At 45.8% G+C, this 23,687-nt stretch carries 28 protein-coding genes and 2 riboswitches; of the genes, 14 read left to right on the top strand and 14 right to left on the bottom strand.

Annotated elements, in window-relative coordinates; all coding sequences use genetic code 11:
- Nucleotides 1-127: 127 nt before the first annotated feature.
- Nucleotides 128-757 (top strand): HD domain-containing protein, encoded by a 630-nt coding sequence (locus MMY81_RS00565; protein WP_252311204.1) that lies wholly within the window; start codon nt 128-130, stop codon nt 755-757.
- 39 nt (nt 758-796) lie between these two features.
- Here MMY81_RS00565 and MMY81_RS00560 read toward each other — a convergent pair whose 3' ends face one another.
- Nucleotides 797-1,426, bottom strand: coding sequence for an HAD family hydrolase (locus MMY81_RS00560; RefSeq protein WP_252311203.1), 630 nt, complete (start codon nt 1,424-1,426; stop codon nt 797-799).
- A gap of 232 nt (nt 1,427-1,658) precedes the next feature.
- Here MMY81_RS00560 and MMY81_RS00555 point away from each other — a divergent pair, with 232 nt between their 5' ends.
- Together MMY81_RS00555 and MMY81_RS00550 are read left to right on the top strand one after the other, a co-directional pair.
- On the top strand, nt 1,659-3,125 hold the full coding sequence (locus MMY81_RS00555) for a SulP family inorganic anion transporter (RefSeq protein WP_252311202.1): 1,467 nt from the start codon (nt 1,659-1,661) through the stop codon (nt 3,123-3,125).
- Nucleotides 3,126-3,248: 123 nt separating this feature from the next.
- Complete coding sequence (locus MMY81_RS00550; protein WP_252311201.1) at nt 3,249-3,668, top strand: universal stress protein; 420 nt, start codon at nt 3,249-3,251, stop codon at nt 3,666-3,668.
- A 50-nt stretch (nt 3,669-3,718) separates the two neighbouring features.
- Here MMY81_RS00550 and MMY81_RS00545 read toward each other — a convergent pair whose 3' ends face one another.
- Both MMY81_RS00545 and cudC read right to left on the bottom strand, forming a co-directional pair.
- Nucleotides 3,719-5,284 carry a high affinity choline transporter 1 gene (locus tag MMY81_RS00545; protein WP_374561164.1) on the bottom strand — a complete coding sequence of 522 codons (1,566 nt, stop codon included), beginning with the start codon at nt 5,282-5,284 and terminating at the stop codon, nt 3,719-3,721.
- 159 nt (nt 5,285-5,443) lie between these two features.
- Complete coding sequence (cudC, locus tag MMY81_RS00540) at nt 5,444-6,007, bottom strand: choline uptake/conversion transcriptional regulator CudC (RefSeq protein WP_252311199.1); 564 nt, start codon at nt 6,005-6,007, stop codon at nt 5,444-5,446.
- A gap of 297 nt (nt 6,008-6,304) precedes the next feature.
- On the opposite strand from cudC, the gene betB reads away from it, so the two are divergent.
- Together betB and gbsB are read left to right on the top strand one after the other, a co-directional pair.
- Entirely contained in the window at nt 6,305-7,762 is a 1,458-nt protein-coding gene (betB, locus tag MMY81_RS00535) for a betaine-aldehyde dehydrogenase (protein WP_252311598.1), read from the top strand.
- A gap of 93 nt (nt 7,763-7,855) precedes the next feature.
- Nucleotides 7,856-9,067, top strand: a complete 1,212-nt coding sequence (gbsB, locus tag MMY81_RS00530; protein ID WP_252311198.1) for a choline dehydrogenase — start codon at nt 7,856-7,858, stop codon at nt 9,065-9,067.
- A gap of 58 nt (nt 9,068-9,125) precedes the next feature.
- Here gbsB and MMY81_RS33655 read toward each other — a convergent pair whose 3' ends face one another.
- The 11 genes from MMY81_RS33655 to MMY81_RS00480 form a co-directional block, all read right to left on the bottom strand.
- Nucleotides 9,126-9,347 carry a Na+/H+ antiporter NhaC family protein gene (locus MMY81_RS33655; RefSeq protein WP_308215190.1) on the bottom strand — a complete coding sequence of 74 codons (222 nt, stop codon included), beginning with the start codon at nt 9,345-9,347 and terminating at the stop codon, nt 9,126-9,128.
- Nucleotides 9,310-10,686, bottom strand: a complete 1,377-nt coding sequence (locus MMY81_RS00525) for a Na+/H+ antiporter NhaC family protein (RefSeq protein ID WP_308215159.1) — start codon at nt 10,684-10,686, stop codon at nt 9,310-9,312. Before MMY81_RS00525 ends, MMY81_RS33655 begins: the two co-directional genes overlap by 38 nt.
- 155 nt (nt 10,687-10,841) lie before the next feature.
- A riboswitch (Lysine riboswitch) is annotated at nt 10,842-11,016 on the bottom strand.
- Nucleotides 11,017-11,139: 123 nt separating this feature from the next.
- Nucleotides 11,140-11,703: an HAD hydrolase family protein gene (locus tag MMY81_RS00520; protein WP_252311597.1), complete on the bottom strand. Its 564-nt coding sequence runs from the start codon at nt 11,701-11,703 to the stop codon at nt 11,140-11,142.
- 127 nt (nt 11,704-11,830) lie between these two features.
- Nucleotides 11,831-12,028 (bottom strand): HAD-IIB family hydrolase, encoded by a 198-nt coding sequence (locus tag MMY81_RS00515; protein WP_252311197.1) that lies wholly within the window; start codon nt 12,026-12,028, stop codon nt 11,831-11,833.
- A gap of 156 nt (nt 12,029-12,184) precedes the next feature.
- Nucleotides 12,185-12,889 (bottom strand): Asp23/Gls24 family envelope stress response protein, encoded by a 705-nt coding sequence (locus tag MMY81_RS00510; protein ID WP_252311196.1) that lies wholly within the window; start codon nt 12,887-12,889, stop codon nt 12,185-12,187.
- Nucleotides 12,890-12,939: 50 nt separating this feature from the next.
- Entirely contained in the window at nt 12,940-13,206 is a 267-nt protein-coding gene (locus MMY81_RS00505) for a DUF2273 domain-containing protein (protein WP_252311195.1), read from the bottom strand.
- 33 nt (nt 13,207-13,239) lie between these two features.
- Nucleotides 13,240-13,821: an alkaline shock response membrane anchor protein AmaP gene (gene amaP / locus MMY81_RS00500; protein WP_252311194.1), complete on the bottom strand. Its 582-nt coding sequence runs from the start codon at nt 13,819-13,821 to the stop codon at nt 13,240-13,242.
- A gap of 52 nt (nt 13,822-13,873) precedes the next feature.
- A complete protein-coding gene (locus MMY81_RS00495) occupies nt 13,874-14,326 on the bottom strand; it encodes an Asp23/Gls24 family envelope stress response protein (protein WP_252311193.1) in 453 nt (150 codons plus the stop codon).
- 32 nt (nt 14,327-14,358) lie between these two features.
- Nucleotides 14,359-14,925 carry an alkaline shock response membrane anchor protein AmaP gene (gene amaP / locus MMY81_RS00490; RefSeq protein WP_252311192.1) on the bottom strand — a complete coding sequence of 189 codons (567 nt, stop codon included), beginning with the start codon at nt 14,923-14,925 and terminating at the stop codon, nt 14,359-14,361.
- 31 nt (nt 14,926-14,956) lie between these two features.
- Nucleotides 14,957-15,523: an alkaline shock response membrane anchor protein AmaP gene (gene amaP, locus MMY81_RS00485; protein WP_252311191.1), complete on the bottom strand. Its 567-nt coding sequence runs from the start codon at nt 15,521-15,523 to the stop codon at nt 14,957-14,959.
- Between the two features lie 21 nt (nt 15,524-15,544).
- Nucleotides 15,545-15,769, bottom strand: a complete 225-nt coding sequence (locus MMY81_RS00480) for a DUF2273 domain-containing protein (RefSeq protein WP_252311190.1) — start codon at nt 15,767-15,769, stop codon at nt 15,545-15,547.
- A 266-nt stretch (nt 15,770-16,035) separates the two neighbouring features.
- Between MMY81_RS00480 and MMY81_RS00475 the strand changes: the two genes are divergently transcribed.
- The 9 genes from MMY81_RS00475 to MMY81_RS00435 all read left to right on the top strand — a co-directional run bounded on the left by MMY81_RS00475 (nt 16,036) and on the right by MMY81_RS00435 (nt 23,624).
- The gene (locus MMY81_RS00475) at nt 16,036-16,464 is read left to right on the top strand and encodes an Asp23/Gls24 family envelope stress response protein (RefSeq protein ID WP_252311189.1); all 429 of its coding nucleotides are present in this window, start codon (nt 16,036-16,038) and stop codon (nt 16,462-16,464) included.
- Between the two features lie 112 nt (nt 16,465-16,576).
- A riboswitch (purine riboswitch) is annotated at nt 16,577-16,678 on the top strand.
- 79 nt (nt 16,679-16,757) lie between these two features.
- Entirely contained in the window at nt 16,758-18,029 is a 1,272-nt protein-coding gene (locus tag MMY81_RS00470) for an NCS2 family permease (protein WP_252311188.1), read from the top strand.
- 22 nt (nt 18,030-18,051) lie between these two features.
- Nucleotides 18,052-19,236, top strand: coding sequence for an ABC transporter permease (locus MMY81_RS00465; protein WP_252311187.1), 1,185 nt, complete (start codon nt 18,052-18,054; stop codon nt 19,234-19,236).
- Between the two features lie 145 nt (nt 19,237-19,381).
- Entirely contained in the window at nt 19,382-19,948 is a 567-nt protein-coding gene (locus MMY81_RS00460) for an RNA polymerase sigma factor (protein WP_252311186.1), read from the top strand.
- Nucleotides 19,941-20,717 (top strand): anti-sigma factor, encoded by a 777-nt coding sequence (locus MMY81_RS00455; protein WP_252311185.1) that lies wholly within the window; start codon nt 19,941-19,943, stop codon nt 20,715-20,717. The genes MMY81_RS00460 and MMY81_RS00455 overlap by 8 nt, the downstream gene beginning before the upstream one ends.
- A gap of 143 nt (nt 20,718-20,860) precedes the next feature.
- The gene (locus tag MMY81_RS00450; protein ID WP_252311184.1) at nt 20,861-21,946 is read left to right on the top strand and encodes an ABC transporter substrate-binding protein; all 1,086 of its coding nucleotides are present in this window, start codon (nt 20,861-20,863) and stop codon (nt 21,944-21,946) included.
- Nucleotides 21,910-22,098, top strand: coding sequence for a hypothetical protein (locus MMY81_RS00445; RefSeq protein WP_252311619.1), 189 nt, complete (start codon nt 21,910-21,912; stop codon nt 22,096-22,098). Before MMY81_RS00450 ends, MMY81_RS00445 begins: the two co-directional genes overlap by 37 nt.
- Complete coding sequence (locus tag MMY81_RS00440) at nt 22,079-22,945, top strand: ABC transporter permease (protein WP_252311183.1); 867 nt, start codon at nt 22,079-22,081, stop codon at nt 22,943-22,945. Before MMY81_RS00445 ends, MMY81_RS00440 begins: the two co-directional genes overlap by 20 nt.
- 1 nt (nt 22,946) lies before the next feature.
- On the top strand, nt 22,947-23,624 hold the full coding sequence (locus MMY81_RS00435) for an ABC transporter permease (RefSeq protein ID WP_252311182.1): 678 nt from the start codon (nt 22,947-22,949) through the stop codon (nt 23,622-23,624).
- Nucleotides 23,625-23,687: the final 63 nt, after the last annotated feature.

The raw sequence follows: 23,687 nt of genomic DNA, 5'->3' as shown, positions 1-23,687 counted from the left end.
ATGAAAGGGGAAAAGGAGTACGTCAATATCTGTAGAAATAAACAAAAACAGGGTCTCTTCTAGCAGGCTGTAAAAGGGTATAATGGAAGAAAGCAACGTGAAATTGGGGGAAACGGGGGACTAACTTATGAATGAACAACAGAAAGCAGTCATTAACGAGGCAAAGCAGGAGGCGGCAGCTTTTTTCAAGCATGCTGATCCAGCCCACGATTTCTGGCACACAGAACGGGTGGCTAAACAGGCAGTTGCGCTTGGAAAAGAGACAGACGCCAACCTCTATGTTGTAGAACTGACCGCCTGGCTTCATGATATCGCCGATAAAAAATTAAACAGCACGGAAGAAGAAGGGCTGAATAATGTTAGGCACTGGCTGAGCAGTCATGGCGTAGAATCGGATATCGCAGGGCAGGTGATGGACATTATCGAGACGATGTCTTTTCGAAACGGGACAAATAAAGCGGAAATGAAAACAATAGAAGGAAAAGTAGTACAGGACGCCGATCGTCTTGATGCGATGGGGGCGATCGGCATTGCACGGGCATTTGCCTATTCCGGAACCCACGGAAAGCCTCTTCATGAACCGGCTTCGGCGGACCGGAAGGATAGAGATACAGCCATTCAGCACTTTTTTGATAAGCTGCTTCGGCTTAAAAGCCTGATGAACACAGAGGAGGCAAAAAAGCTGGCCCATCATCGGCAGCGCTTTATGGTTTCTTATCTTGAACAATTCTACAGCGAGTGGGAACAAAAGCTGTAAATAAAAAAAACAGGCAGGGACATGTGTCCCTGCCTGTTTTTATTTATTGTCATGAATATACTGAAGAATATGAGCCGGTTCTTTAAAGAGCTGATCGGGCTGTGCATCTTCGTGCGGGGTAGCGCTCCAGGCCGCTAGTCCAAAAGCTGTTTCTGCAGCACGTGCACTTTTTTCATCCTGAAGGGTATCGCCAATATAGATTGTCTCTTCAGCGGTAAGATCTGCTTTGTTGAGGTAAGCAAGAATGGGATCACCGGAAGGTTTATGATTCTCTGTCTCTTCTGCATATACGATATCATCCACATAGGTCTGCAGTTCAAACGGAGCCGCTTTATCTTCGAATTCCTGCTTCGTTTTGGAGGTGACGATGCCGACATGAAAGCCCTGCTGCTTTAAGCCCTCAAGCACTTCTATCACTCCGGGAAAGACGTGGATCAGATTGCGGTTTTCCGATGCATAGGCCGCCCATTTCTTCTGAATGGCTTCCTGATCCTGAATACCGAGCTGGGTCAGCGCCTTGTCTCCCGGGGCATCAAGTGCATGCGTGAGATTGCGGTCTTCTATAACTTCGCCCGTTTCTTCCTCTATAGCACGACGCAGCGATTTTAAAATCGTTTCTTCTGTATTTAACAGTGTTCCATCAATATCAAATAAAAATGCTTTATACATAGTTTATCTCTCCTTATGAAAAGTAATCCATTGCCTCTATTCCCGTAAAAGCCGATAGTTAATCAAAATGGAAGACAATAGAGGTTGCAAAAATAAAGGATTGTGGTAAAATTTCTATGTTCCCAACGGGGCTGCTGTAAAGAGACAGCGGCTAAAGCTTTATTCTTTAGTGATCGAATTATTCGGCAGATCACTGTACACAATATAAACGGAAAGAAGGTTTTTTGAGAAAGTGAATGTTCAAAAACTGAAAAAAGAATGGTTTGGAAACATAAGAGGAGACGTGATGGCCGGCATGGTTGTGGCACTTGCTCTTATTCCGGAAGCGATTGCCTTTTCTATCATTGCCGGTGTTGACCCGCAGGTAGGACTATACGCTTCTTTTTGTATTGCAGTCGTTATTGCCTTTGTCGGAGGACGGCCGGGCATGATTTCGGCGGCTACCGGTGCGATGGCGCTGTTAATGGTGACACTCGTAGCAAACCATGGGTTGGAATACCTGCTCGCAGCGACGGTTCTAACTGGAATTCTGCAGATCATTTTTGGATTCAGCGGGTTGTCCCGGCTGATGAAATTTATTCCGCGGTCCGTCATGGTCGGATTCGTAAATTCCCTGGCTATTCTTATATTTATGGCCCAGATCGAGCATTTTGAAGGGGAATCATGGGTGATGTATGCGCTCGTCGCGCTTACGCTCTTAATTATCTATACGTTTCCGCTTATTTCAAAGACCATTCCTTCTACGATGATTGCGATTGTCGTTGTCAGTGCATTTGCCATTTACATGGGCTTTAATGTGCGCGATGTAGGAGACATGGGGGCACTTCCAAGCACCCTCCCGGTATTTTTAATTCCGGATATTCCATTAAACTTTGAAACGCTCGCGATTATTTTTCCATATGCATTATCGCTTACAGTAGTAGGACTGCTGGAGTCCCTGCTGACAGCAAACATTGTAGATGATATGACCGATACGGAAAGCAATAAAAATCAGGAATCAAAAGGGCAGGGCTATGCCAACGTAGTGACCGGCTTTTTCGGAGGAATGGCAGGGTGCGCTATGATCGGCCAGTCTGTGATTAACGTGAAGTCCGGAGGAAGCGGACGCTTGTCTGCCCTGGTGGCTGGTGTCTTTTTAATGTTTCTTATTATTATTCTCGGCGGACTGGTTGTACAGATTCCAATGGCGGCTCTTGCCGGCGTAATGATTATGGTATCGATCAGTACCTTTGACTGGGGATCTATCCGCGCGATGCCGAAGATCCCAAAATCAGATACGATCGTTATGGTACTCACGGTTATTGTTGTTGTGTACACTCACAATCTTGCCATTGGCGTGTTTGCCGGTGTTCTTCTCAGCATGGTATTTTTCGCCGCGAAGATATCGCGTGTCAGGATCACTGAAAAGAAAAGCAGTGACGATACGACAAAGACGTATCTTGTTCAGGCGCAGCTCTTCTTCGCTTCTGTATCGGAATTTACGAAGAGTTTCGACTACGATAAAGATGCGGAAGAGGGTATTAAGCACGTGGATATTGATCTTTCTGAATCGCACGTCTGGGATGACTCGGCTGTAGAAGCGCTCGATAGAGTCAAAAGCAAGTACAAGCAGAAAGATATTACCACGAGCTTTATCGGCGTCAATAAAGAAAGCTCCCTTTTGATTGAAAAGCTCGACGGCATGATTTCCGGTCATTAATAAGCAGGTTTATTCCCAACGATAAAAGAGGTGTTTCTTTTACTTTTTATCCCGGGAACAGATAGGAAGTAGAAGGAATTTCTTTCTTCATTGTCGTATATAAACAGTAAGGGAGAGATGGCGATGTATAAAAATGTATTACTTGCAGCGGATGGTTCAGAGAATTCCGTGCGTGCGGCCGAACACGCAATGGCAATGATAGAACACGAACAGGATTCCCATATGGACATCATTTTCGCAGTAGATGGAGATAAATCAAAGTCGGATGTTCTAAAATATGGTGATACGAACGTCATTAACAGTAAAAGAAAAGCAAAGCTTGCTCCTATTGAAACAAAGCTGAAAGAAAAAAATATCTCCTATGATATTCATATTAAGCACGGGGACCCCGGTCCGACGATTGTAAAGTTTGCCAACGAAGGCTCTTATCAGTGCGTCATTATCGGAAGCCGCGGCTTGAATCAGGTTCAGACGATGGTGCTCGGAAGCGTCAGCCATAAAGTGGCGAAGCGGGTCCAGTGTCCGGTATTAATTGTAAAATAAGGCACGAAAACGACTCAGGCAGCTGCCTGAGTCGTTTTTTGATTTGAAGCTTACAGTGCTTCATTATTATTGCGTTCATGAGGCATTAACAACGGTTTTGGCCGGCTTTTCTTTTTCGTTGCTTCCGATACAACAAAGATCATTACGAAAGCAGAAACCGCCGCAAGCGTCCGGAATGGAAAAAGTACGAGGCCGTCTTCTATCATCGGATAGGGAAGAAAGTGCGGCAGTCCCATCGCCGGCTCACCGCCGCCAAGTCTTAGAAACAAAGCCGTACAGAAACCGGCAATAGAGCCGTACACATTGGCATTTTTATAAAACAGCGCCATCGTCAGCTGTGGAAATAAGATGCAGTAGACTAAGTCCGACGCCAGATACCAAAGCGTATAAACGCTGCCAACGTTTAAGGCAATAATAGTAGCAGCCATACCCATCAGTACGATGGAGCGTTTAATTACTTTTTTTAGTTCGTCCTGGGAAGCTTTCGGACGAAACAATGGTCTGTATATGTTCCAGGAAGCCATCGAGGATGCAGACAAAATAGAAGAATCCATTGATGACATGACGGCAGCCGCCAATGCGCCCAGACCAAGTGCGGCAACGATCTCGGGCGTGAGGAAACGAAGCACGTGCGGCAGCACCATGGCCGCTGATTCAGGGTCGGTTGTGCCAAATGCGCTCCAATCTGCATTGTAGCCGATAATTCCAATCAAGACTGCGGGAAGGGCAGCCAGCATACAGATGAAACCTGCAAAAATGGAAAGCCACATCGCTGTTTTCTCATCTTTAGCAGAAAGGACTCGTTGAAAATACACCTGCCAGGCAATTCCTCCGAAAATAAGAAGCAGTGCATAATCCCACCAGTGCCAGTACCAATTGCCCCAGTCCGGATGGTTCCATCCATCCAATGGAGGGAACAGGCTGGCATAGGAGCCGAAATCGGCCTGGTAGTTCGCCCAGTTTACGCCAATGCTGTCTGTGCTGCCAAAAGCAAAGGGAAGAATAAGAAACAGACCGATGATCAATACGCCCATTTGAAACACATCGGTGTAAGCAACGGCCCACATGCCGCCGAATACCGTATAGGCTACAGCAATAATCGCAGAAATAATAATCGACGTGGTGAAATCAAGTCCAAGAATGGTTCCAAACGTCGTACCGAGTGCAGTCAGAATAGCGCCGCTCCAGAAAAGCTCTCCGAGCAGGGCGGGGATATAAAGAATACCGGCCATTTTTTTACCAAAGCGCTGCTCAAGCGGGTCAATAATCGTCATAAATTCATAGCGCCGCATTTTTCTGGCGTAGAAAATACCGCCGATAATAAGACTGAGCGCGTAGCCCCAGGGAGCCTGGGCCCAGACCAGGCCGTCGGCATATGTAGATTCAGCTGTTCCATTAATAAAGCCTCCGCCGACCCAGGTGGCCGACATCGTAAACATAGCGACCCCGAGCGGCATGCTGCGGCGGGCTACCATCATGTCATCGAGTGAACCGGTTTTCTTCGAAGCCATAAATGCTCCTATGTAATAGATAAGCGCATAAAACAAAAGCATGGAGATAAATCCACTCCAGACAATATCTGCATCTGTGAAAGCAACGTACACGACGACTCCCATCATAAGCAGGATAAAGCCGAATGATTTAAGCAAATTCATTGTTGTTTCTTTCATCTAAAATAACTCCTTTAATTAGTCGGAATATTATGAAAATATTTTTGGGCACACGTATCCCTTTCCGCAGAACATCATTCTGCTCCGGATACATGCTTGTAGATTTTATTCGCTTTTGTCTGAGTCCTCCAGTGGGATTAAGTTGAAAATCTCACCGCTCTGTATCGATTCAACAAGCCGGTCAAGCCAGCGGTAGTAGGCTTTGGAACGTTCGAGAAATTCAACGAGATCCCGGGCCTCTTCTTTAATCTCTTCAGAGTACTCAGGTGCATCCAGAATGGTTTGCAGCTGGTTTTGCGCGTCTGCAATAGCTTCCAGGTTGATTTTCACTTCCCTTTCCCAGTTCTTGCTGAAGAAGTTACTGAAAAAGTGAAAGAAGTCTTTCTCCGCGATATAAGTCTGCTTACGCTTGCCTTTACGGAATGTTTTTTTAACGATGTTAAATTCCTGAAGTTTTTTAACTCCGGTACTCATACTTGGCTTGCTCATACCGAGACGCTCCCGCATCTCATCTAATGTCATATCTCCTTCGAGATACATCGTTCCATATAAAGTACCGACACTTCGGGTCACTCCGTATAAATCCATTGTTTCTGCTATCGAATCAACTACAAGATCTTTTGCATTTTCGAGCGACTCTCTAGCTTGTTCATCATGGGAGTTAGACATTAAACCCCTCCTCTGAATATAATAAATTAAATTTGTTAAATAATTTCTTTACTTTTTTAATGATAACGCAATAAAGAAGTTTGTCAAAGGTTTAATAAAAGGAGTGCCTTGAAAATAGGTGACGCTGAAAATTCTATATATGGTAGAAATTTAAAAACATAAAAATTTTTTTGACAGATAATTTTCCCCGTGTTAAATTTAAATTGTTCGAAACGTTAAATTTTTTTAAAACAAACTAAACAAAAAGTAAACAGATCAAAAAAATAGAAGGAGGCGTTTTACTTGTCCGATAAGAGAATGTATATCAACGGAGAATGGGTAGAAGCCAAATCAGGAAACACCCGCAGCATTTTAAATCCGTTTAATCAGGAGACCATTGCAACCGCCGCCGAAGGTGCAAGGGAAGATTCCCAGGCAGCTGTTCAGGCAGCGCGCGAAGCATTTGATCACGGAGAATGGGCCAATACCCCGGCAGCAGAAAGAGGAATGCTCGTTCAGAAAATAGCTGACTTTATCAAACGTGATAATGAAGAGATGGCTGAGCTTGAAACGCTTGATACCGGAAAAACAATGGTGGAGAGCCGTGCAGATATGGATGATATTGCCGGTGTGTTCCAATATTTCGCAGGACTTGCTGATAAGAATGGGGGAGAAGTCATTGCTTCTCCTCTGCCGGATTCAGAGAGCCGCGTGGTAAGAGAGCCGGTCGGTGTCTGCGGACAGATTACTCCATGGAATTATCCACTGCTTCAGGCAGCGTGGAAAATTGCGCCGGCACTGGCTGCCGGAAATACCATTGTAGTAAAGCCAAGTGAAATCACGCCGCTTACGACAGTAAAGGTATTTGAGTTAATGGAAGAAGCTGGTTTTCCTAAAGGCGTAGCCAACCTTGTATTGGGCCCTGGTGCTACTGTTGGAGCCGAACTTTCCGAAAATGTGGACGTTGATCTGATCTCTTTTACCGGAGGCATCGAAACAGGCAAGAAAATCATGCAGGCCGCCAGCGTAAACGTAAAGAAAATTGCGCTTGAGCTTGGTGGAAAGAATCCGAATATCGTGTTCGCCGACGCAGATTTTGATACAGCGGTCGACCAGGCCATGAATGCGGTATTTTTCCACGGCGGTCAGGTATGCTCTGCCGGGTCCCGTCTTATTATAGAAGAAAGCATTCATGATGAATTTGTAGAAGAGCTCGTGAAACGCTCTAAAAATATTAAACTTGGCAATGGATTTGACGAAAGCACCCAGTCCGGGCCGCTTATCTCCAATGAACACCGTGCCAAGGTAGAAAAATATGTAGAGATTGGAAAGCAGGAAGGAGCAAAGCTTGCTCTCGGCGGTTCCCGTCCAGAACAGGAGGAGCTGCAGAACGGTTCGTTCTACCTGCCTACTATCTTTACAGAATGCAAAGCGGATATGAGAATCGTTCAGGAGGAAGTATTCGGTCCGGTTCTTACCATTGAAACATTTAAGACAGAAGAAGAAGCGGTAACGCTGGCCAACGATACGATTTACGGCCTGGCCGGCGCCGTCTTTACTAATGACATCGCGAAAGCGGAAAGTGTAGCAGCAAAACTCCGCATGGGTACTGTCTGGATTAATGATTTCCATCCATACTTTGCGCAGGCACCGTGGGGCGGATACAAGCAGTCCGGTTTCGGCCGTGAGCTTGGCCATATCGGCCTGGAAGAATACACAGAAGTGAAGCACATTTTCCGAAACAAGAAGCCTGCAGCCATTAACTGGTTCGCTTAGTAATAGGTCCTGTGCCTGGGACACCAGGCATAGACCTGAGACTTTACAATACATCAAATATAAAAAACAACGGTCCTATAGGAGGAATTGTATATGAGTTTGAATATGAAAGTAGAATCTATGTTAAGTTATCATACGTTTGAACTGCCAACAGCAATCAAACACGGAATTGGTTCCATTAAGCACATTGGGGAAGAAGTAAAAGCGCTTGGCGCAACAAAAGTTCTTCTTGCTACAGATCCTGGCATCTATAAAGCCGGCGTCGTAGATCCAGTTATTGAACATTTAAAAAAAGCAGGCGTGGAGGTTGTGCTTTTCGATAAAGTCGAGCCTAACCCACCGGTACGTTTAATTGCAGAAGGATCAAAAGTCTTTAAAGAAGAAGGATGCAACGGTCTTGTAGCAGTCGGAGGCGGAAGCTCTATGGATACAGCGAAAGCTATTGGTGTAGAAGCTGTTCATGAAGGTTCGGTACTGGACTACGAAGCAGCAGACGGCAAAAAACCGCTCGAAAACCGCATCCCGCCGCTTACAACGATTCCTACAACAGCTGGAACCGGTTCTGAAGTAACGCAGTGGGCCGTTATCACGGACGAAGAGCGCGAATTTAAATTTAATACAGGCGGTCCGTTAATCGCGGCTCACCTTACGATTCTTGACCCGCAGCTTCATGTGTCCATGCCGCCTCACGTAACAGCAATGACAGGTATCGATGCAATTGCCCACGCGGTAGAGTGCTACACGATGAAGTTTGCTCAGCCTGTTACAGATGCTGTAGCCCTAATGGCAATGGAGTATGCATCTAAATACATTCGTCGTGCCTATGCAGACGGTGCCGATCTGGAAGCCCGTTATGGAATGGCGCAGGCTGCTATGCTTGCCGGTCTTTCCTACGGAAGCGAGTCCGCGGGTGCAGCCCACGCAATGAGCCAGACGCTTGGCGGTATTATCCCTGTTGCGCACGGTCAGTGTGTAGCAACGATGATGGGACCTGTTATGGAATATAACTGGAAAGGTGCTCCTGAGCGCTTTGCCCGTATGGCACAGGCTTTTGGCATCAATACAGCAGATATGACAACCGAAGAAGCTGCAAAAGCTTCTGTGAAGTGGATGTATGATCTTGCTGAAGATCTGGATATCCCTAATCTCGAAGAACAGGGCGTATCTTCTGACATGATCGATCGTCTTTCTAAAGAAGCCATGAAAGACCCTCAGACAGAAGGAAATCCAAGAGATCTTAAAGAGCGTGACTATCAGTGGATCTACAAGCGCTGCTTTAACCAGGTACCAAGCTCTATCCAATAGAATATAATCAAAAAACCTGCGGATGTCAGATCCGCAGGTTTTTTAGGTATTTATATTTTTATGAGGCGGAAGCTGGAGCTGATTTGGATAAAAACACTTTTATAAGATAGACAGCAGCTACAAGCAGCACGACAGCCGTTACCAGGCCGAGCCACATGCTTCCGGACAGGCCAAGAACAATATACCCGGCAGAAGATGCTCCGGCTGCAATGAGGGCATATGGGAGCTGTGTCACGACATGATCAATATGGTGGCTTCCGGCTCCCGTGGACGAGAGAATCGTCGTATCGGAAATAGGGGAACAGTGATCCCCGAAAATAGAAACCGGCCAGAACAGAGGCTAAGAAAGGCAGCATCATCGTAATATCGAGCGTTGCTGCAATTTCTCCGGCAATCGGAAGAAGGAGCGAAAATGTTCCCCAGGACGTGCCGGTTGAAAACGCCATAAAGCCGGCAACAATAAACAGCAGCAGGGGCAGAAGAAATAACGGAATACTGCCATCGATTAATTCAGCAAGATATGCTCCTGTCTGCAGCTCGTCTATCACGGCTACAATGATCCAGGCGAGAATCAGAATATAAATAGCCGGCATCATTGCTTTAATACCCGCAGCTCCTGCTTTACCTACCATAGAAGACTTAGGCTTTTTAGTGAGGGTAAGGATAAAAGCGACGGCTAATCCAATAAGTCCGCCGTAGACGAGAGAAGCGGACACATCTGTTTCGGCAAAAACGCTTAACACCGTTACAGTTTCCGCATTTTGGGCACCAGTGATGACCATAAATACGATCGTTGCAGCGACAAGAATAACGATAGGAAGCACAAGATCACGAACACGGCCGGTCAACTCATCAAGCTGATCGCCCGTTTCGCCCGGTACACCAAGCTTGGAACTGTCAAAAAGAATACCGTCCTCAAGCGCGCGGCGCTCGTGTTTTTTCATCGGGCCAATATCTGTTTTCCATACAATCATCAGAAGAACGAGCAGAAGAGCTGTTATTGCATAGAAGTTCATCGGAATCATATACAAAAATGCCTGCAGGCCGCTGTATTGATTTACCTGGTAGGACTCAAGGATGCCGGCAATAATCGTGATAATGTAAGCACCCCAGCTGGAAAGCGGTACAATGACACAAACAGGCGCTGCAACAGAGTCGACGATATAGGCGAGCTTTGCTCTGGAAATACCATGTCGATCTGTTAAAGGACGGCTTACCTGGCCGACCGTCAAGCTGTTGAAATAATCGTCTATAAATATTAAAATACCGAACAAAAAGGTTACCAGCTGCGCACCGGTTCTTGTTTTGACCCGGCGCAGCGCCCATTCCCCAAAAGCTCTGCTCCCGCCGGAAAGGCTGATTAAGGCCGCCATCACACCGAGAATAAGCAGAAAGAAGATGATATAGAGCTCCCACGTGTTAATGGCCCCATCCGTGTAGAAAAAACCGGTGAAAATGGACCATATGTATGAGATCGAAGCCAGCACGGACCAATCGTTAATAAGGAGAGCACCGATTAAAATACCCAGCCCAAGGGATGGCAGAACCTTTCGTGTAATAATAATCATCGCCAGAGCCAAAAGTGGCGGCAAGAGCGACAACGCAGATAATTCTTCCATTATGATTCCTCCAATTCGTCATGAAGCGTACGTATGCCAGCACATATCAAAAAGCCTGTATCCTGATTTTTTAAAAAGAAAAGGCCGGCCGCAGGAAATAAAAAAACTGCACGGAGACAGACTGTCACCATGCAGCGGACACCTCGGATCCGGTGAAAACAGGTAGCACTCCGCAGGATATGGCTGCGGCAGTCCTGTATTTATTCAATACAGGCCCAACGTCCGGAAGATGACCTGTCCGGGCATTTCGGCGGAGAAACCTTTTTGTTCAGGTTATCGGTGTCACCCTATCTGCACATACTCCTTTTCATCCGCGCCTCTACCTCATCCAGCGATGAGGCTTCTCTATGAAATTGGGTTTTCAGTCCATTTGTTTATCTTACATACTGCTTCATTTCATGATTTATTCAAAAATCATTATAACAATGGGGCCGCAGGGAAGCAAACCTTTTATTACGTCAGGCTGCTGCCGGCTGGAGCATTTAGTACAAATGTTTCAATAGCGTGCGCTACACCACTTTCGTTGTGATGAGTTGTCTCAAATGTAGCGGCTTTTTTCACTTCCGGTTCCGCATTTCCCATTGCAATGCTTGTAGCTGCTTTTTCAAACATAGGAAGATCGTTAAAATTGTCTCCAATTGCAAAGGTCTTATCCATAGAAAGGCCGGCGTGTTCGGTTAAATGCATTAGTCCAATGCCTTTTTGCGTGCTTGGATGCATGATTTCCAGGTTATCCCGGCCTGAGGAGGTAATGTGGATGCTCTCCGCGTCTTCCCAGTTGCTGCGGCAGTTCTGCAGTTTGTCTCCGAGCATGGACAAAATAAGAAATTTATAAACGGTAATCTGATTTTCTTCAATAAATTCGGGCTCGGGAAGCTCTTTCATTTTTGATTTCCGACGGTGGCCCTCTGCCACCTTCCAAATTTTCTCATTGACTTCATCGCCGTTGTCGAGGCCGGAGGTGAAAGCATCGAGGTCACTGCGGAAGTAGTCGCTGGACTGCGGAGGCGTATAAATTCCTTTATTCGTATAGGCATGATAATAATCTGCTGTTCATCAAGCCAATGCATTAAGGCGACAGCATCTTCGCGGATCATATGAACGTCCCGGATAATATCCTCTCCCCAGGAAACGATAGCGCCGTTTAAAGAAATAATGCCGTCCGGTTTTTGACGTTTACTTCGTTAAGAAGCCGCTGCACATCCGGCATACCTCTTCCCGTAGCGATAACGACTTTATCTCCTTTTTCCTGAAGCTTTTTTAAAGCAGACGCGTTTTCTTTCGTCACATAGCCGTCTTCGTGTAGAAGAGTGCCGTCCATATCAATTGCAATTGTTTTCATGTAGCTTCTCTCCATTCTTTCTATTTGTTCTATATGAAAAATCTCTATTCGTACGTTTGCCTTCTTATTTTATCATAGTTACCGGGTTATCGAATGAGAAATGAAGCCGCCGGAAAGCCAAAAAAAGCTGCCGGGGGTCCGGCAGCTTTACAAGATTTATTGAACACGCGGTGGTGCAGTATTTTTTGGTTCTTCTTCCGGAGGAGACAGCTTTTCATCTCCGGCTTTATCAATGTCGTCTACTGTTAAATTAATTTCAACGATTTCAAGGCCTGTCATCCGCTCGATATCGTGAGCAACATGCGTTTGTACTTCCTCAAAAATAGCTGGAATGCTTTTATCATATTCTACAATAATATTTACATCGAGGGCAGCCTGAGTTTTTCCTACTTCAGCGCTGACACCTTTTGTCAGGTTACCGCTGCCAAGCCGATCCGTGATACCTTCTACAATACCGCCGCTCATTCCTACAATACCATCGACACGCATCAATGCAACAGCCGCAATTTTCTTCACTACTTCTTCATCAATTAAAATAGAAGTGGAAGAGGGCGGGCTGCTCGGCGTGGTGGTGGAAATGCTGCTTGTCGTCGTCGCTGCAGGTACAGATGATGAAGAAGATGGGCTGGTCTCTTTTGTTTCAGCAGGAAGGTTTTCCTTTTTTTCGGAAGAGGAATCGCCCGACGTTTTAACCGGAGTGCGGCCTTCCATGTTTCTAGCCGGGGATCCAGGCCCGCCCATACGATCTGCTGACTCTTTTTGTTCCTCTGCCGGAGTCGCTTCCGGTTTACTGCTTCTTCTTTGCGGTTTATCGCTTCTTTTTCTGTTTTCACTGTTTGGTCCGTTCGGTCCGTTCTCCATAATAATTGCCTCCTAAATAATAATAGTGACTTTCGTTTGGCTGTTTATGCTTATCTGCGTGCGGTTAAAAACTCCATTGTTTTCCGGGTAGCGATCTGAAAATCTTTATGACCGTCAAGCTGTCTGCCGATTAGATAACCGGCTGCTAAAAAGATGGCTACAACAAGTGCTTCGCCAAATCCCCACAATAAGAAAATAACTCCTAGAAGCAGTGCCAATACTGTACATACAATTCGTCCTCTGTAGTCAATCCATTGTTTGGAAGACGAGGCAGGATGCTCCGTATTCGCCTGGTATTGTTCTTTTTCTTCGTTCATTATTTGTACACCACCTTATAGAATGTATAACTATTACTGCACCCTGGAAACTTTTGGTCCTTTAGGAATGGACTGGCTTGGTTCAAGGTTGTCTTTAATAATGACATCGAATGTTCTAACTTCCATCTCTGTGATGCGCTGCAGATCAGCTTTAGCTGATTCCTGAATATTCTCAGACAGCGTCTGGATAGGTGCTTTTCCATTTACAGTAATATAAGTTCGTACGTTTAGCGTATTGTCAGACTCGATATGCTGAATTTGTACTTCAGAGCTGTCGAGACCTTCGTAGTTGTTAATGTTGCGGTACACAATGTTCTTGATCGTATCTTTGGACACATCAACATGACCTTCATCATTTTTCCAGCGGATATCAGGTAATCTATATTTCTTTGTATAACGGAAAGCACCGAGAAATATAAGGACACTTAACACAATCCACAGTACCGATAATAATAAGACGATCCAGAAGGGTTCGGAGCCGGGAGACGAGCCCAGGATAGAATTTTCAATCCAGGGAGCGGTGCCCCAATTAAGCCATGTACCAATAACGGTGTATAAAATAAACAGGTTGCCGGCAGCAAAGAGAAATAGTGCGGCTCGGAATAATATAGACACGGTTCTACACCTCATTTCTTAAGTTAATTAACGTACGGATAGAACGTTTTGTTTACTGCACGCGAGGTGTAGTATTACCGGACTCCAGCTGATTCTGGCTGCGGTCGCCGAGCTTGCCTTCATCGGCTGTATCAATATCGTCTACATATAAGTTTAATTCAACGACTTCGAGCCCTGTCATCTTTTCGATGGCAGCTGTTACGTTGTTCGTTACGTTTCTGTAAACTTCCGGAATATTTTTGTCGTATTCAATAACAATATTCAGGTCAATTGCTGCCTGTTTTTCTCCAACTTCGGTGCTGATACCCTTACGCAGGCTCTTGCGGCCGAGCGCTTCCTTCAAGCCTTCCATAGGACCGCCGCTCATGGAAAGAACGCCGTCTGTCTGAACAGCTGCCAGACCGGTGATTTTCTGAACTACGTTATCATCAATTTTAAGTTTTCCGGGGATACGCTGTTTGGAATTACTGCTGTTGGAACGTGTACTGCCCTGGTTCTGCTGCATAATTTATTTCTCCTCACATAATGGAATTTGTATTATTGCACGCGAGCTTCTTCCATCGGCCCGGTGGAAATTTGATCCGAGATGCTGATGTTGATATCACTTACGCGTACTTCAGTCAATTTTTCGATACTTTCTTTTACGGACTGCTGTACATTTCTGGACAGCGTCTGAAGAGGAACCTGGCCGTCTACCATAATATCTAACTTCATATAAACAGCTTCATCCGTTGGGGAATGGTAGCCGGTCATTTTAACGTCCAGCACACCTGGCTCAGCTATTGCATTATGATAGGCGATTTTCTTGAATGTTTTCATTGACACACTGATTTTGCCTGTCGGCATCGTCATATCAATACGCTCACCGGAGCGTTTCTTTTTAAATTTAACCGCCGCAATCAGGGCGATAATACTAAATAGCAGCCATGCTACAGCTGTAATAAGTGCGATTGTTCCCGGTGTAGAAGAGAAATCCGCATCCACTACAAAGCTTGTAATCCACTGGCCGGATGCAAGGCCAAATATGGCACCGATCGTAAGGACGGCGGCAGCCATATTAACAATGGCTAGAATGATGAGTAGTAATCGTAGGAAAAATGACAAAGTGTACCCTCCTTTCTCATAAGAGCCCTGGTTATTGAACTCTTGCCTGCTGTCCCTGTTCTCCTGCAGTACGCTTGCTGAGGGAGACATCCACGCTGGAAACATCTACTTCCGCAATACGTTCTACATCCTTTTTTACTACTTCCTGTATATCAGAAGAAAGAGATTGAACAGGGGTTCTTTCATTAGGCGTTACTTTCAGGTGAAGTGCAACCTGGTTTTCCTGCTGTCTGGTGCAGGTGACGTGAACATCGGTAACACCCTGGCGCGTGACCGCGCTTCGGTATGCAATATTTTCTATAGTATGGAAAGGAATATTTATTTTTCCGCTGGATAAAGAAGAACTGACAAATTTCTCCTTAGGTTTCTTTTTAGGTTTCAAGGCGGGCAGAAGAAATAATAAGCTTATAAGGGCCCAGACTGCTGCTGCCGCTAATCCGATCCACCAATCCGTGGACATGTAGGACGCCTGTGTCCAATAGGTTTCTGTTATTTGTAAGGCCGGCTGCCATTGAAAGAAACCGGCAATAATAACACCCGCAAGCGCAAGGTTTAATACTACAAATATAAATAAGAAAAATCGTAATGCAACCGTCATGATTGCGCCTCCTTCTGCTGATTATCTTCTCTCAGTAAAATAACGCAGTGTTTTCTGCGTCCATACTTGAATATCCCGGTGTCCATCAAGCTGTCTTCCAACCAGGTACCCTACAGCAAAAATGATAGCTACAACGACAGCTTCTCCAAAGCCCCAGAACAAAAAGACAACAACAAGAAGCAATGCGATAATAATGCTGACTATTCTTCCTCTATAATCAAGAAGCTGTTTTTTATCTTCGTTCATATTTCTTCACCGCCTTTCATTGGTGGAATAGTTACTGCATTCCCCTTTTACCCAATTGTAAAAACATGTATTTGATTTATATAAATAAATTTTATTAAAATATCTTTTTCAGAGATGGGGATTTTATCTTATTTAGATCAAAATTAATCAAATTTCATAAAAAGGAATAAAAAAAATACAAATATTTTCAAAATATATGTTAAGGATCATTCATAACCGGGTATATCTACATAGACTTAACTTATACACAAAGGAGAATGAGAGCAATGGCAGAACAAACACAAGTAAATGTAACGGAACAAAACAAAAGAGACCTGACATACAATGCAGGTGTAATTGAAAAGATCGCCGCTTTATCTGTAGTGGAAATCCCAGGTATTCTATCGATGAGTACAGGAGCAGTGGAAGGTCTTACGGAAAGACTTGGAAGAAAAGACCTTACTAAAGGGGTAACTGCTGAAGTAGGCGAAAAGCAGGCTGCAATCGATTTAAATGTGGTTATCAAATACGGATCAAACATCCCGAAAGTGTATGACGAAGCAAAAAGAAGAATTACGGAAAATGTTCGTCACATGACTGGTCTTGAAGTGGTGGAAGTACAGATGAATGTAGATGATATCGATTCAGAAGGCGAAGGCAAGCTCGGTTACGAAAAAGAAGAAGTACAGGATACAAATGAAAGACGTGTCGAATAGAACGCAGCACCTGAGCACCCTTTGAGGGTGCTTTTTTTATGATTTTTCCAGATGCTTATAAAATAGAAGAAACAAGTTGCAATATACTGCAGGATTATATATAATAACCCTCGTACAAAACGGATGTAATACTCGTATAATCTGGACAATAAGGGTTCAGGGTTTCTACAGGAGAGCCACATTTCTCCAAGCTACGGGTCTTCTAAGCAAATAGAAGATCTGTAGCTTTTTTTGTGAAAAAAAGCTGCAGGTACACGTTCGCCTGTAACTTTTATAAGGAATTGGGGATACACATGAACGGATTATTTCATTTTAAAGAAAACCAGACAACGTTAAAGCAGGAGCTGCTTGCCGGCCTGACCTCCTATTTTACGATTGCTTATATTTTAATTATTAACCCGGCGATTCTTGCCGATGCGGGCATTCCTTATTCATACGCTCTTGCAGCGACGATACTGGCAACGGCAGCCGGATGCTTTATGATCGGCGGCTGGGGAAATGCGCCGATGATTCTTACTCCGGGAATGGGGATTAACGCGTTTTTCACGTATACAATAGTCCAGGGGTTCGGTCTCACCTGGCAGCAGGGACTTGCTGCTGTTATTGCAGCAGGGCTGCTGTTTTTTATAGCAACCATTACACCGCTTGCCGGCATCATGGTCCGGGCTGTCCCGGACTCGCTGAAAATAGGGATCACCGTCGGAGTAGGAATCTTTCTGACATTTATCGGCCTGCAGAAGGGGCAGCTGATAACCGCAGATTCGGAAACGTTCGTAACGATGGGGGCTATCTCTTCGCCCCAGGCGCTGCTGACAATTCTGGGTCTTGTCCTTACAATGGCTTTGTTTGTAAGGAAAGTAAAAGGCAGTTTTTTGATCGGAATCTTACTGACAACGGGTGTCGCATTTTTATTTGGTTTGACCAATGCGCCGCAGGGCGATAGTATTCAATTTACAGGGTACGGGCAGATGCTTGGTGCATCTGATTTCAGCGGGGTGTATCAGCTCTCTTTCTGGACAGCGGTCTTCTCTTTAATGATTATTTTGATGTTTGAGAGCATGGGACTTCTTAATGGGATGCTTCCGGATAAACGGAAATTCCCAAAGTCTTATCAGGCCTCTGCCGCGTCCGCTTTTACCAGCGGCCTTTTCGGCACGTCACCTACCATTCCAACAGTAGAAAGTGCTTCTGGAATTGCTGAAGGGGGCAGAACCGGTCTTACAGCTATTACGGTAGGTATACTGTTTTTAGCGTCTGCTTTCTTTGCCCGATGTTTTACAGTTATTCCAGACGGAGCGGTGGCGCCGGTACTGATTATTGTCGGCGGTCTTATGGTACAGGAAATCCGTCATATCCGGTTTCAGGAAATGTCGGAGTGGCTTCCAGCCTATTTGATTATTGGACTGATTCCATTAACCTATTCTATTGCAGATGGAATCGCATTTGGATTTATTGCCTATCCACTATTGAAGCTGGCACTTGGCGAACCCCGCTCGGTTTCGCCGATTATGTACGTTATTTCTTCCATGTTTTTTCTTCACTACGTACTGATGATGGTCATTTAATTAAAGAAAAGGGGCTTCTTTTATGTTTTTAACACAATTAATGCAGAAACGGATAGAAGCCTACATGCAGGAACGCATGAAATATGGAGGATACATGATGAGCGGCGGCCTTGTGGTTGCCGCTATTGCTGTTATTCTAATCAGCTTTTATTATTACGGCGCCTGGCTGCAAAGAGCTGAACATAGTCCTATCTGGCAGATTAGTGCTGCTGCCATATGGTCTTTTCTGCTGCTGCGCACGAATCAGCGTCTGCTTGTAAAGCCTGCCGATATGGTGTTTTTGCTGCCTGCAGAAAATAAAATGGATGAGCTGTTGGGGTGGGGGCGCCGTTTTTCCTTTTTTCGGAAGGTGCCGCTTCTTCTGCTTGGTCTTGTTTATACCGGTACATATTATTACGCCGGTCCGCTGCAGGGACAGTCTTTCACTGTATTTTATGAGGCTGCTGCCGGAATAGCAGGACTTCATATTTTAGGTACATACTTTCATTATTATACGCATACCAGGCCGGCCCCATTCAAAGATAAAGCAATACCAGCCTGTTTAACAGTTGCTGCGCTTCTGAGTCTTTTCTTTCATTGGTTTTGGTTGTATGTATTGATGATGGCTCTTTATGCCATATTTGTTTATGATAGAAGAAGGAAGTTGAAGCCGCTGCCATTTCAGTGGCAGAAAGTACAGGAAGCCGAACACACTCTTAGTCTTCGTTTCTACAGAGCGGCTTCCCAGTTTGCAGAAGTTCCGTTTCTGCCCGAAAAAATACGATTTTGGAAAAAAGCAGGGGTCGCCGCAAAGATTGTTTCATGGAAAAAACCAATGCTTTACATAAGTATTCTTTCCTTCATTAGAAGAGGAAGCTATCTGCAGAGCTGGTTTCTTTTTACCGGTATTGGTTCCCTGCTTCTGTTCTACTCTGAAAGTACAGCAGCAAAAGTTATTGCAGCCGCTGCCGTTGTGTATCTTTACGGTCGTCAGCTTTCTGTTTTTTCGAAACTATATGAATACTCGCTTCCGCTTGGAGTGTACCCTGTAGCAGAAAAGGCAAGAAGGCGTGAGCCGGCAGGCGCCGCTGCTCTTGTGATGGCTTTGCATGCTGTTATCCTGACGACAGCCGCAGGGGCGCAGGTGACGCTTCTCCAGGTTCTTTATACAGCAGGTACTATTGTTCTCGTACTTATTTTTAATAAACGCTGGTTTCTGCCGAAATAAATAATATGGTGATTATTTCATCCATTAGACCTATTTTCTAAGAAAAAAGCATCCAATCAGGGGTTTCATGCGTATACTAGGCAAGTACAAAAAGCAAACCCCTGATCAGATGGCTAAGGATTATGAATCAAGAGGGGGACAGGAAATGTCGACATTAACCGATGCGGAACTGTACGAAAAAATCAGGGCGCAGGATAAAGAAGCGCTCGAGACACTCTACACCCGCTATGAACGCCTATTGTACTCATTTTCTTATAATATGATAAAAGATAAACAGGCTGCAGAAGAAGTGATGCAGGATGTATTCTTTAAGCTGTGGAGAGGCAAGGGTGCGGGAACCTACACAGAGTCCCGCGGTAAATTCTCGAGCTGGTTGTTAACAATCACCAGAAATGCCTCCATAGATCATCTTCGCAAGCAGAAAATGGAAGTGTACGAATGGGAAGAAAGAGACTCTGTCCATGAACAGATGCCTTCTGTAGAAGAAGAAATAGAGAATAAGGAAGAGCGGACAGAGCTTCAGGCCGTTATTCATAAGCTGCCCGATGAGCAGCAGCGGATGATCTGTTTGTTTTACTTCCAGGGTATGTCGCAGAGCCAGATTGCTGAAGCCTGCGGCATTCCGCTTGGAACAGTAAAAGGCAGGCTCCGTTTGGCGCTCAAAAAGCTTAAGGAAATGGTCGCTGTGGAGAGGGGGATCGAAATTGAATAACAAACATGATGCAATTCTTGACTATTTAAACAATCAGCTCTCTGATAGAGATAGAGAAGTCTTTGAACACGAGCTGAAGCATAATCAGGAATTAAGAGAAGAACTGCAGGAATGGGAAGAATTAATGGAAGAACCTGCGGAGTTATTGCAGCCGATCGATCCTCCTGCAGGAATGAAAGACCGGGTGCTTGGCTCGATTTTTGAAGAAGACAACAAAGAAACCCGTGCACCTAAAGCAGTATATACAGGAAGAACAAAAAATAGACGATACGGTCTTATCGGAGGTCTTCTAGCCGCGGGTCTGCTGTTATCTGTAGGGGCCAACGTTTTTGTGGCGACCCAGCTGCAGCAGGTGGCTTCGCAGAATGAGGAGCTCGAAGAAGAGCTGACTTCAATGGAAACTGCGATGCAGGAACAGCAGGAGAGCCAGACAGCAAGTCCGGTTCTTACAGCAAACCTGGAGCCTGGTGAGGAAGCGGCAGGGACGGGTATCGCGACGCTCGCAGAAGCCGGTGATCAATCGGAGCTGCTTGTTCAGGCTCAGGAGCTGGACGGGCTGGAAGGAGACGAAGTATACCAGGTATGGCTGATTGAAGGAGATTCTCCAATACCAGCCGGGTCGTTTACGACAGATGCGGAAGGCAGAGGCGGATCGGTGTTTGCTTTAACGGAAAGCGGCCAGAACTGGGACGCTATTGCCGTTACAAGAGAACCGCAGCCCGATAATGAGCTGCCGGAGGGCGAAGTCGTCCTGCAGGCAGAAATTTAAATATAATGATACAGCCGCCGGAGGATACAATGTTTCCGGCGGTTTTTTTAATACCCGCAAATAGCCCGTCAGAAGGAGGGGCTTTATTTGTGATAATTGGAAATAAAACGTGTAAACTAAAGAAAGCAGAGGAGGAGATATTAATGAGAAAGAGAGCGGTATTAAGCTTTTTTCTGGCAGGAACCAGTCTGCTTGCGGCATGCAGCAATAACGGAGGAAATGAAGAAGCCGAAGCGTGGCTTGAAGAGGATTGGGAATCAATAAACGCAGAAGCGGACGGTACGGATGTACGGATGTTCATGTGGGGAGGCGATGAAGGCTTAAATCAATACATGGACGAATATGTAATCCCTGCTGTTCAAGAGGAGCACAATATTGATCTGGAAAGAGTGCCGATTGATACGGAAGAAAGTCTGCAGCGGCTCCTTACGGAAAAGGATGCCGGCGGGCAGGAGGGCACGATGGACATTCTGTGGTTGAACGGGGAGAACTTCCGGAGTGCCAAGGAGAATGAACTGCTGCTCGGATCATTTACGGAAAAGCTGCCTCATTTCAATGACTACATAGACGCAGATTCTCCGGAAACGACGCTTGATTTTGGTACGCCGACAGAGGGAATGGAATCGCCGCTCGGTAAGGTGCAGTTTACTTTTATATATGACACGGAAAAAGTCGATCAGCCTCCAGCTACCTGGGAAGAGCTGAACCAATGGGCTGCCGATAACCCTGGAGAGTTCACGTATCCGGAGGCTGCTGATTTTACGGGAAATGCTTTTCTAAGGCAGCTGTTGTATGACCAGTACGAAAACGATCCAGCGTTTGCTTCTGAAGCTTTTAATGAAGAAGCACTTGAAGCAGACACCGGGCCGATGTGGGACTATTTAAATGAATGGGAAAGCAGCCTATGGAGAGAAGGCCAGACGTATCCGGCCAGCGTTGAAGAGCTCGATCGGCTTTACAGCCGCGGTGAAGTAAGTATGACGATGGGATATAACGAAGCAAGGGCGGAAAGCTTGATTCGGGATGGGACTTTCCCGGAAACGACCGATACATTTATGCTCGATAGCGGGTCTATCGGCAATACGCATTTTCTTACCATGCCTTTTAACGCAGGTAATCCGGCTGGAGCAATGGTCGTGATGGACTTTCTGCTTTCTCCGGAAGCGCAGATTGAAAAAATGAATCCTGACGGGTGGGGGAGAGTTCTGTTCTTGACCCGCAGCGCCTGACAGAAGAAGACCGCACTGCTATGGAAGCTGTGGACAGAGGAGACAGCGTTCCTTCTCAGGAAGAGCTCGATGAGGCCTATCTTCCAGAGCTGGATGCCGATTATGTAGGATGGCTGGAAGAGAAATGGAACGATGAAGTTGTTCAGCCATAATAGAGCCGGACTGTTGTGGCTTCTGCCGGTTCTGCTGCTGCTTGTAGGTTCGGTTTGGTATGCCCTGCTGCAGGTGCTGGTCGGAAGCCTGGAAGGAGACGGGGGGCAGTGGAGCCTGTCTGTTTATCAAGCGTTAGCGGATAACAGCCGCTTTTGGTCCTCTGCCTTTTTCAGTGTTTATATAGCCGGCATTTCCACGATTATTTCGCTTATCCTGGGAATTTTTATTGCAAGAGGCCTGTATCACTACCTGGAGGATCGATACAGCCGTTTCCTTATATGGATTCCGATGGTATTTCCTCATTTTGTCGGAGCCTATCTCGTTATACTGATTTTTTCGCAGAGCGGCTGGCTTTCCACAGCAGCAGCTTCGATCGGATGGATTGAGACAATAGCTGATTTTCCTATTCTGACCAATGACTCCCGGGGCATCGGGCTGATTCTTACGTATGTTTGGAAGGAAATTCCGTTTGTTGTTCTCATGATGCTCCCGGTATATCAGGAAATGAATAAAGAATTCGCTCATGCGGCGGCAGCACTTGGTGCAGGACCGCTGCAGCGATTTAAAGATATAGAATGGGCGTTTCTGAAGCCGGGAGCACTTGAAACCGGACTGATTATTTTTTGTTTTGTATTTGGCGCGTTTGAAGTGCCCTATTTGATTGGTGCTTCTTCTCCGCAAATGGGCGCTGTGCTTACCTATGAATGGTTTTACAGCGGTGATTGGAGCAGGCGGCCGGAAGCACTGGCTGCGATGACACTTCTTACGGGAACTATTTTGACGGCCGCAGGGCTCGTCTTATGGTATGTTCGTAAGCTGCGCAGTCGTTTAGGGGGCGGGGCTTGATATGAAGCATAAATTAATAATAGGTGTATTTCTGCTCATATTCAGCGTTCTGCCTTTGCTGCTGCTGCTTTTACAGAGTATAGCCCCCGGATGGGGCTGGGGAGAATTATTCCCCTCCGCTGTGTCGATACAGGCCTGGCAGACAGCCTTCAGTGATCCGGCATTAAGGCAGTCAATGATTGTAACGGTTATGATAACGCTGTTTGTCACAGCGGGGAATCTGCTTCTAGGTATTCCTGCTGCGAAACTGCTTGCTTATCAGCACTTTAAAGGAAAGCTGTGGCTTGATAATCTTCTGTTTTTACCTATTCTAATTCCGATGACGGCTGTGGCGATGGGGATTCACTTTACGTTTATCCGTGCAGGCCTTGCAGATACGTGGCTTGGCACAGCTCTGGTGCTGTTTATTCCAACGCTTCCCTATACCATCCGTGTCGTTCGTGCCGGATTTGAAAGGCTCGGACAGGAATCAGAAGAGCAGGCGAAATCGCTTGGAAGCAGTTCGATGCAGGCTTTGCTGTTTGTACAGCTGCCGCAGATGATGCCAAGCCTGCGTTCGGCCGTTTTTTTAACGGTTGTCATAACAGCAGGTCAGTATATTCTGCCGGTGATTATCGGAGGAGGTACAGTACCTATGCTGTCTCTTTTTATATTTTCCATACTCCAATTCAGCAAATGAAGCGGTCGTAAGCGCATTGTCCATTCTATTTGCGCTGCTTCCCCTCGTAGTGATTCTACTGGC

This window comes from Sinobaca sp. H24 (genome assembly GCF_023845525.1).
Note: the sequence above shows the minus strand (reverse complement) of the source record. Positions and strands in the feature narration are given on the sequence as shown.

Excerpts from the sequence above, each read along its gene's own strand:
- betB (WP_252311598.1), top strand. The coding sequence starts at position 6,305 with ATGTATATCAACGGAGAATGGGTAGAAGCCAAATCAGGAAACACCCGC.
- MMY81_RS00470 (WP_252311188.1), top strand. The coding sequence starts at position 16,758 with ATGAACGGATTATTTCATTTTAAAGAAAACCAGACAACGTTAAAGCAG.
- gbsB (WP_252311198.1), top strand. The coding sequence starts at position 7,856 with ATGAGTTTGAATATGAAAGTAGAATCTATGTTAAGTTATCATACGTTT.
- MMY81_RS00565 (WP_252311204.1), top strand. The coding sequence starts at position 128 with ATGAATGAACAACAGAAAGCAGTCATTAACGAGGCAAAGCAGGAGGCG.
- MMY81_RS00440 (WP_252311183.1), top strand. The coding sequence starts at position 22,079 with ATGAAGTTGTTCAGCCATAATAGAGCCGGACTGTTGTGGCTTCTGCCG.
- MMY81_RS00510 (WP_252311196.1), bottom strand. The coding sequence starts at position 12,889 with ATGGAGAACGGACCGAACGGACCAAACAGTGAAAACAGAAAAAGAAGC.
- MMY81_RS00545 (WP_374561164.1), bottom strand. The coding sequence starts at position 5,284 with ATGGGAGTCGTCGTGTACGTTGCTTTCACAGATGCAGATATTGTCTGG.
- MMY81_RS00450 (WP_252311184.1), top strand. The coding sequence starts at position 20,861 with ATGAGAAAGAGAGCGGTATTAAGCTTTTTTCTGGCAGGAACCAGTCTG.
- MMY81_RS00480 (WP_252311190.1), bottom strand. The coding sequence starts at position 15,769 with ATGAACGAAGATAAAAAACAGCTTCTTGATTATAGAGGAAGAATAGTC.
- MMY81_RS00550 (WP_252311201.1), top strand. The coding sequence starts at position 3,249 with ATGTATAAAAATGTATTACTTGCAGCGGATGGTTCAGAGAATTCCGTG.
- MMY81_RS00515 (WP_252311197.1), bottom strand. The coding sequence starts at position 12,028 with ATGAAAACAATTGCAATTGATATGGACGGCACTCTTCTACACGAAGAC.
- MMY81_RS00475 (WP_252311189.1), top strand. The coding sequence starts at position 16,036 with ATGGCAGAACAAACACAAGTAAATGTAACGGAACAAAACAAAAGAGAC.
- MMY81_RS00525 (WP_308215159.1), bottom strand. The coding sequence starts at position 10,686 with ATGGAAGAATTATCTGCGTTGTCGCTCTTGCCGCCACTTTTGGCTCTG.
- cudC (WP_252311199.1), bottom strand. The coding sequence starts at position 6,007 with ATGTCTAACTCCCATGATGAACAAGCTAGAGAGTCGCTCGAAAATGCA.
- MMY81_RS00495 (WP_252311193.1), bottom strand. The coding sequence starts at position 14,326 with ATGCAGCAGAACCAGGGCAGTACACGTTCCAACAGCAGTAATTCCAAA.
- MMY81_RS00435 (WP_252311182.1), top strand. The coding sequence starts at position 22,947 with ATGAAGCATAAATTAATAATAGGTGTATTTCTGCTCATATTCAGCGTT.
- MMY81_RS00465 (WP_252311187.1), top strand. The coding sequence starts at position 18,052 with ATGTTTTTAACACAATTAATGCAGAAACGGATAGAAGCCTACATGCAG.
- MMY81_RS00560 (WP_252311203.1), bottom strand. The coding sequence starts at position 1,426 with ATGTATAAAGCATTTTTATTTGATATTGATGGAACACTGTTAAATACA.
- MMY81_RS00460 (WP_252311186.1), top strand. The coding sequence starts at position 19,382 with ATGTCGACATTAACCGATGCGGAACTGTACGAAAAAATCAGGGCGCAG.
- amaP (WP_252311191.1), bottom strand. The coding sequence starts at position 15,523 with ATGACGGTTGCATTACGATTTTTCTTATTTATATTTGTAGTATTAAAC.
- MMY81_RS00505 (WP_252311195.1), bottom strand. The coding sequence starts at position 13,206 with ATGAACGAAGAAAAAGAACAATACCAGGCGAATACGGAGCATCCTGCC.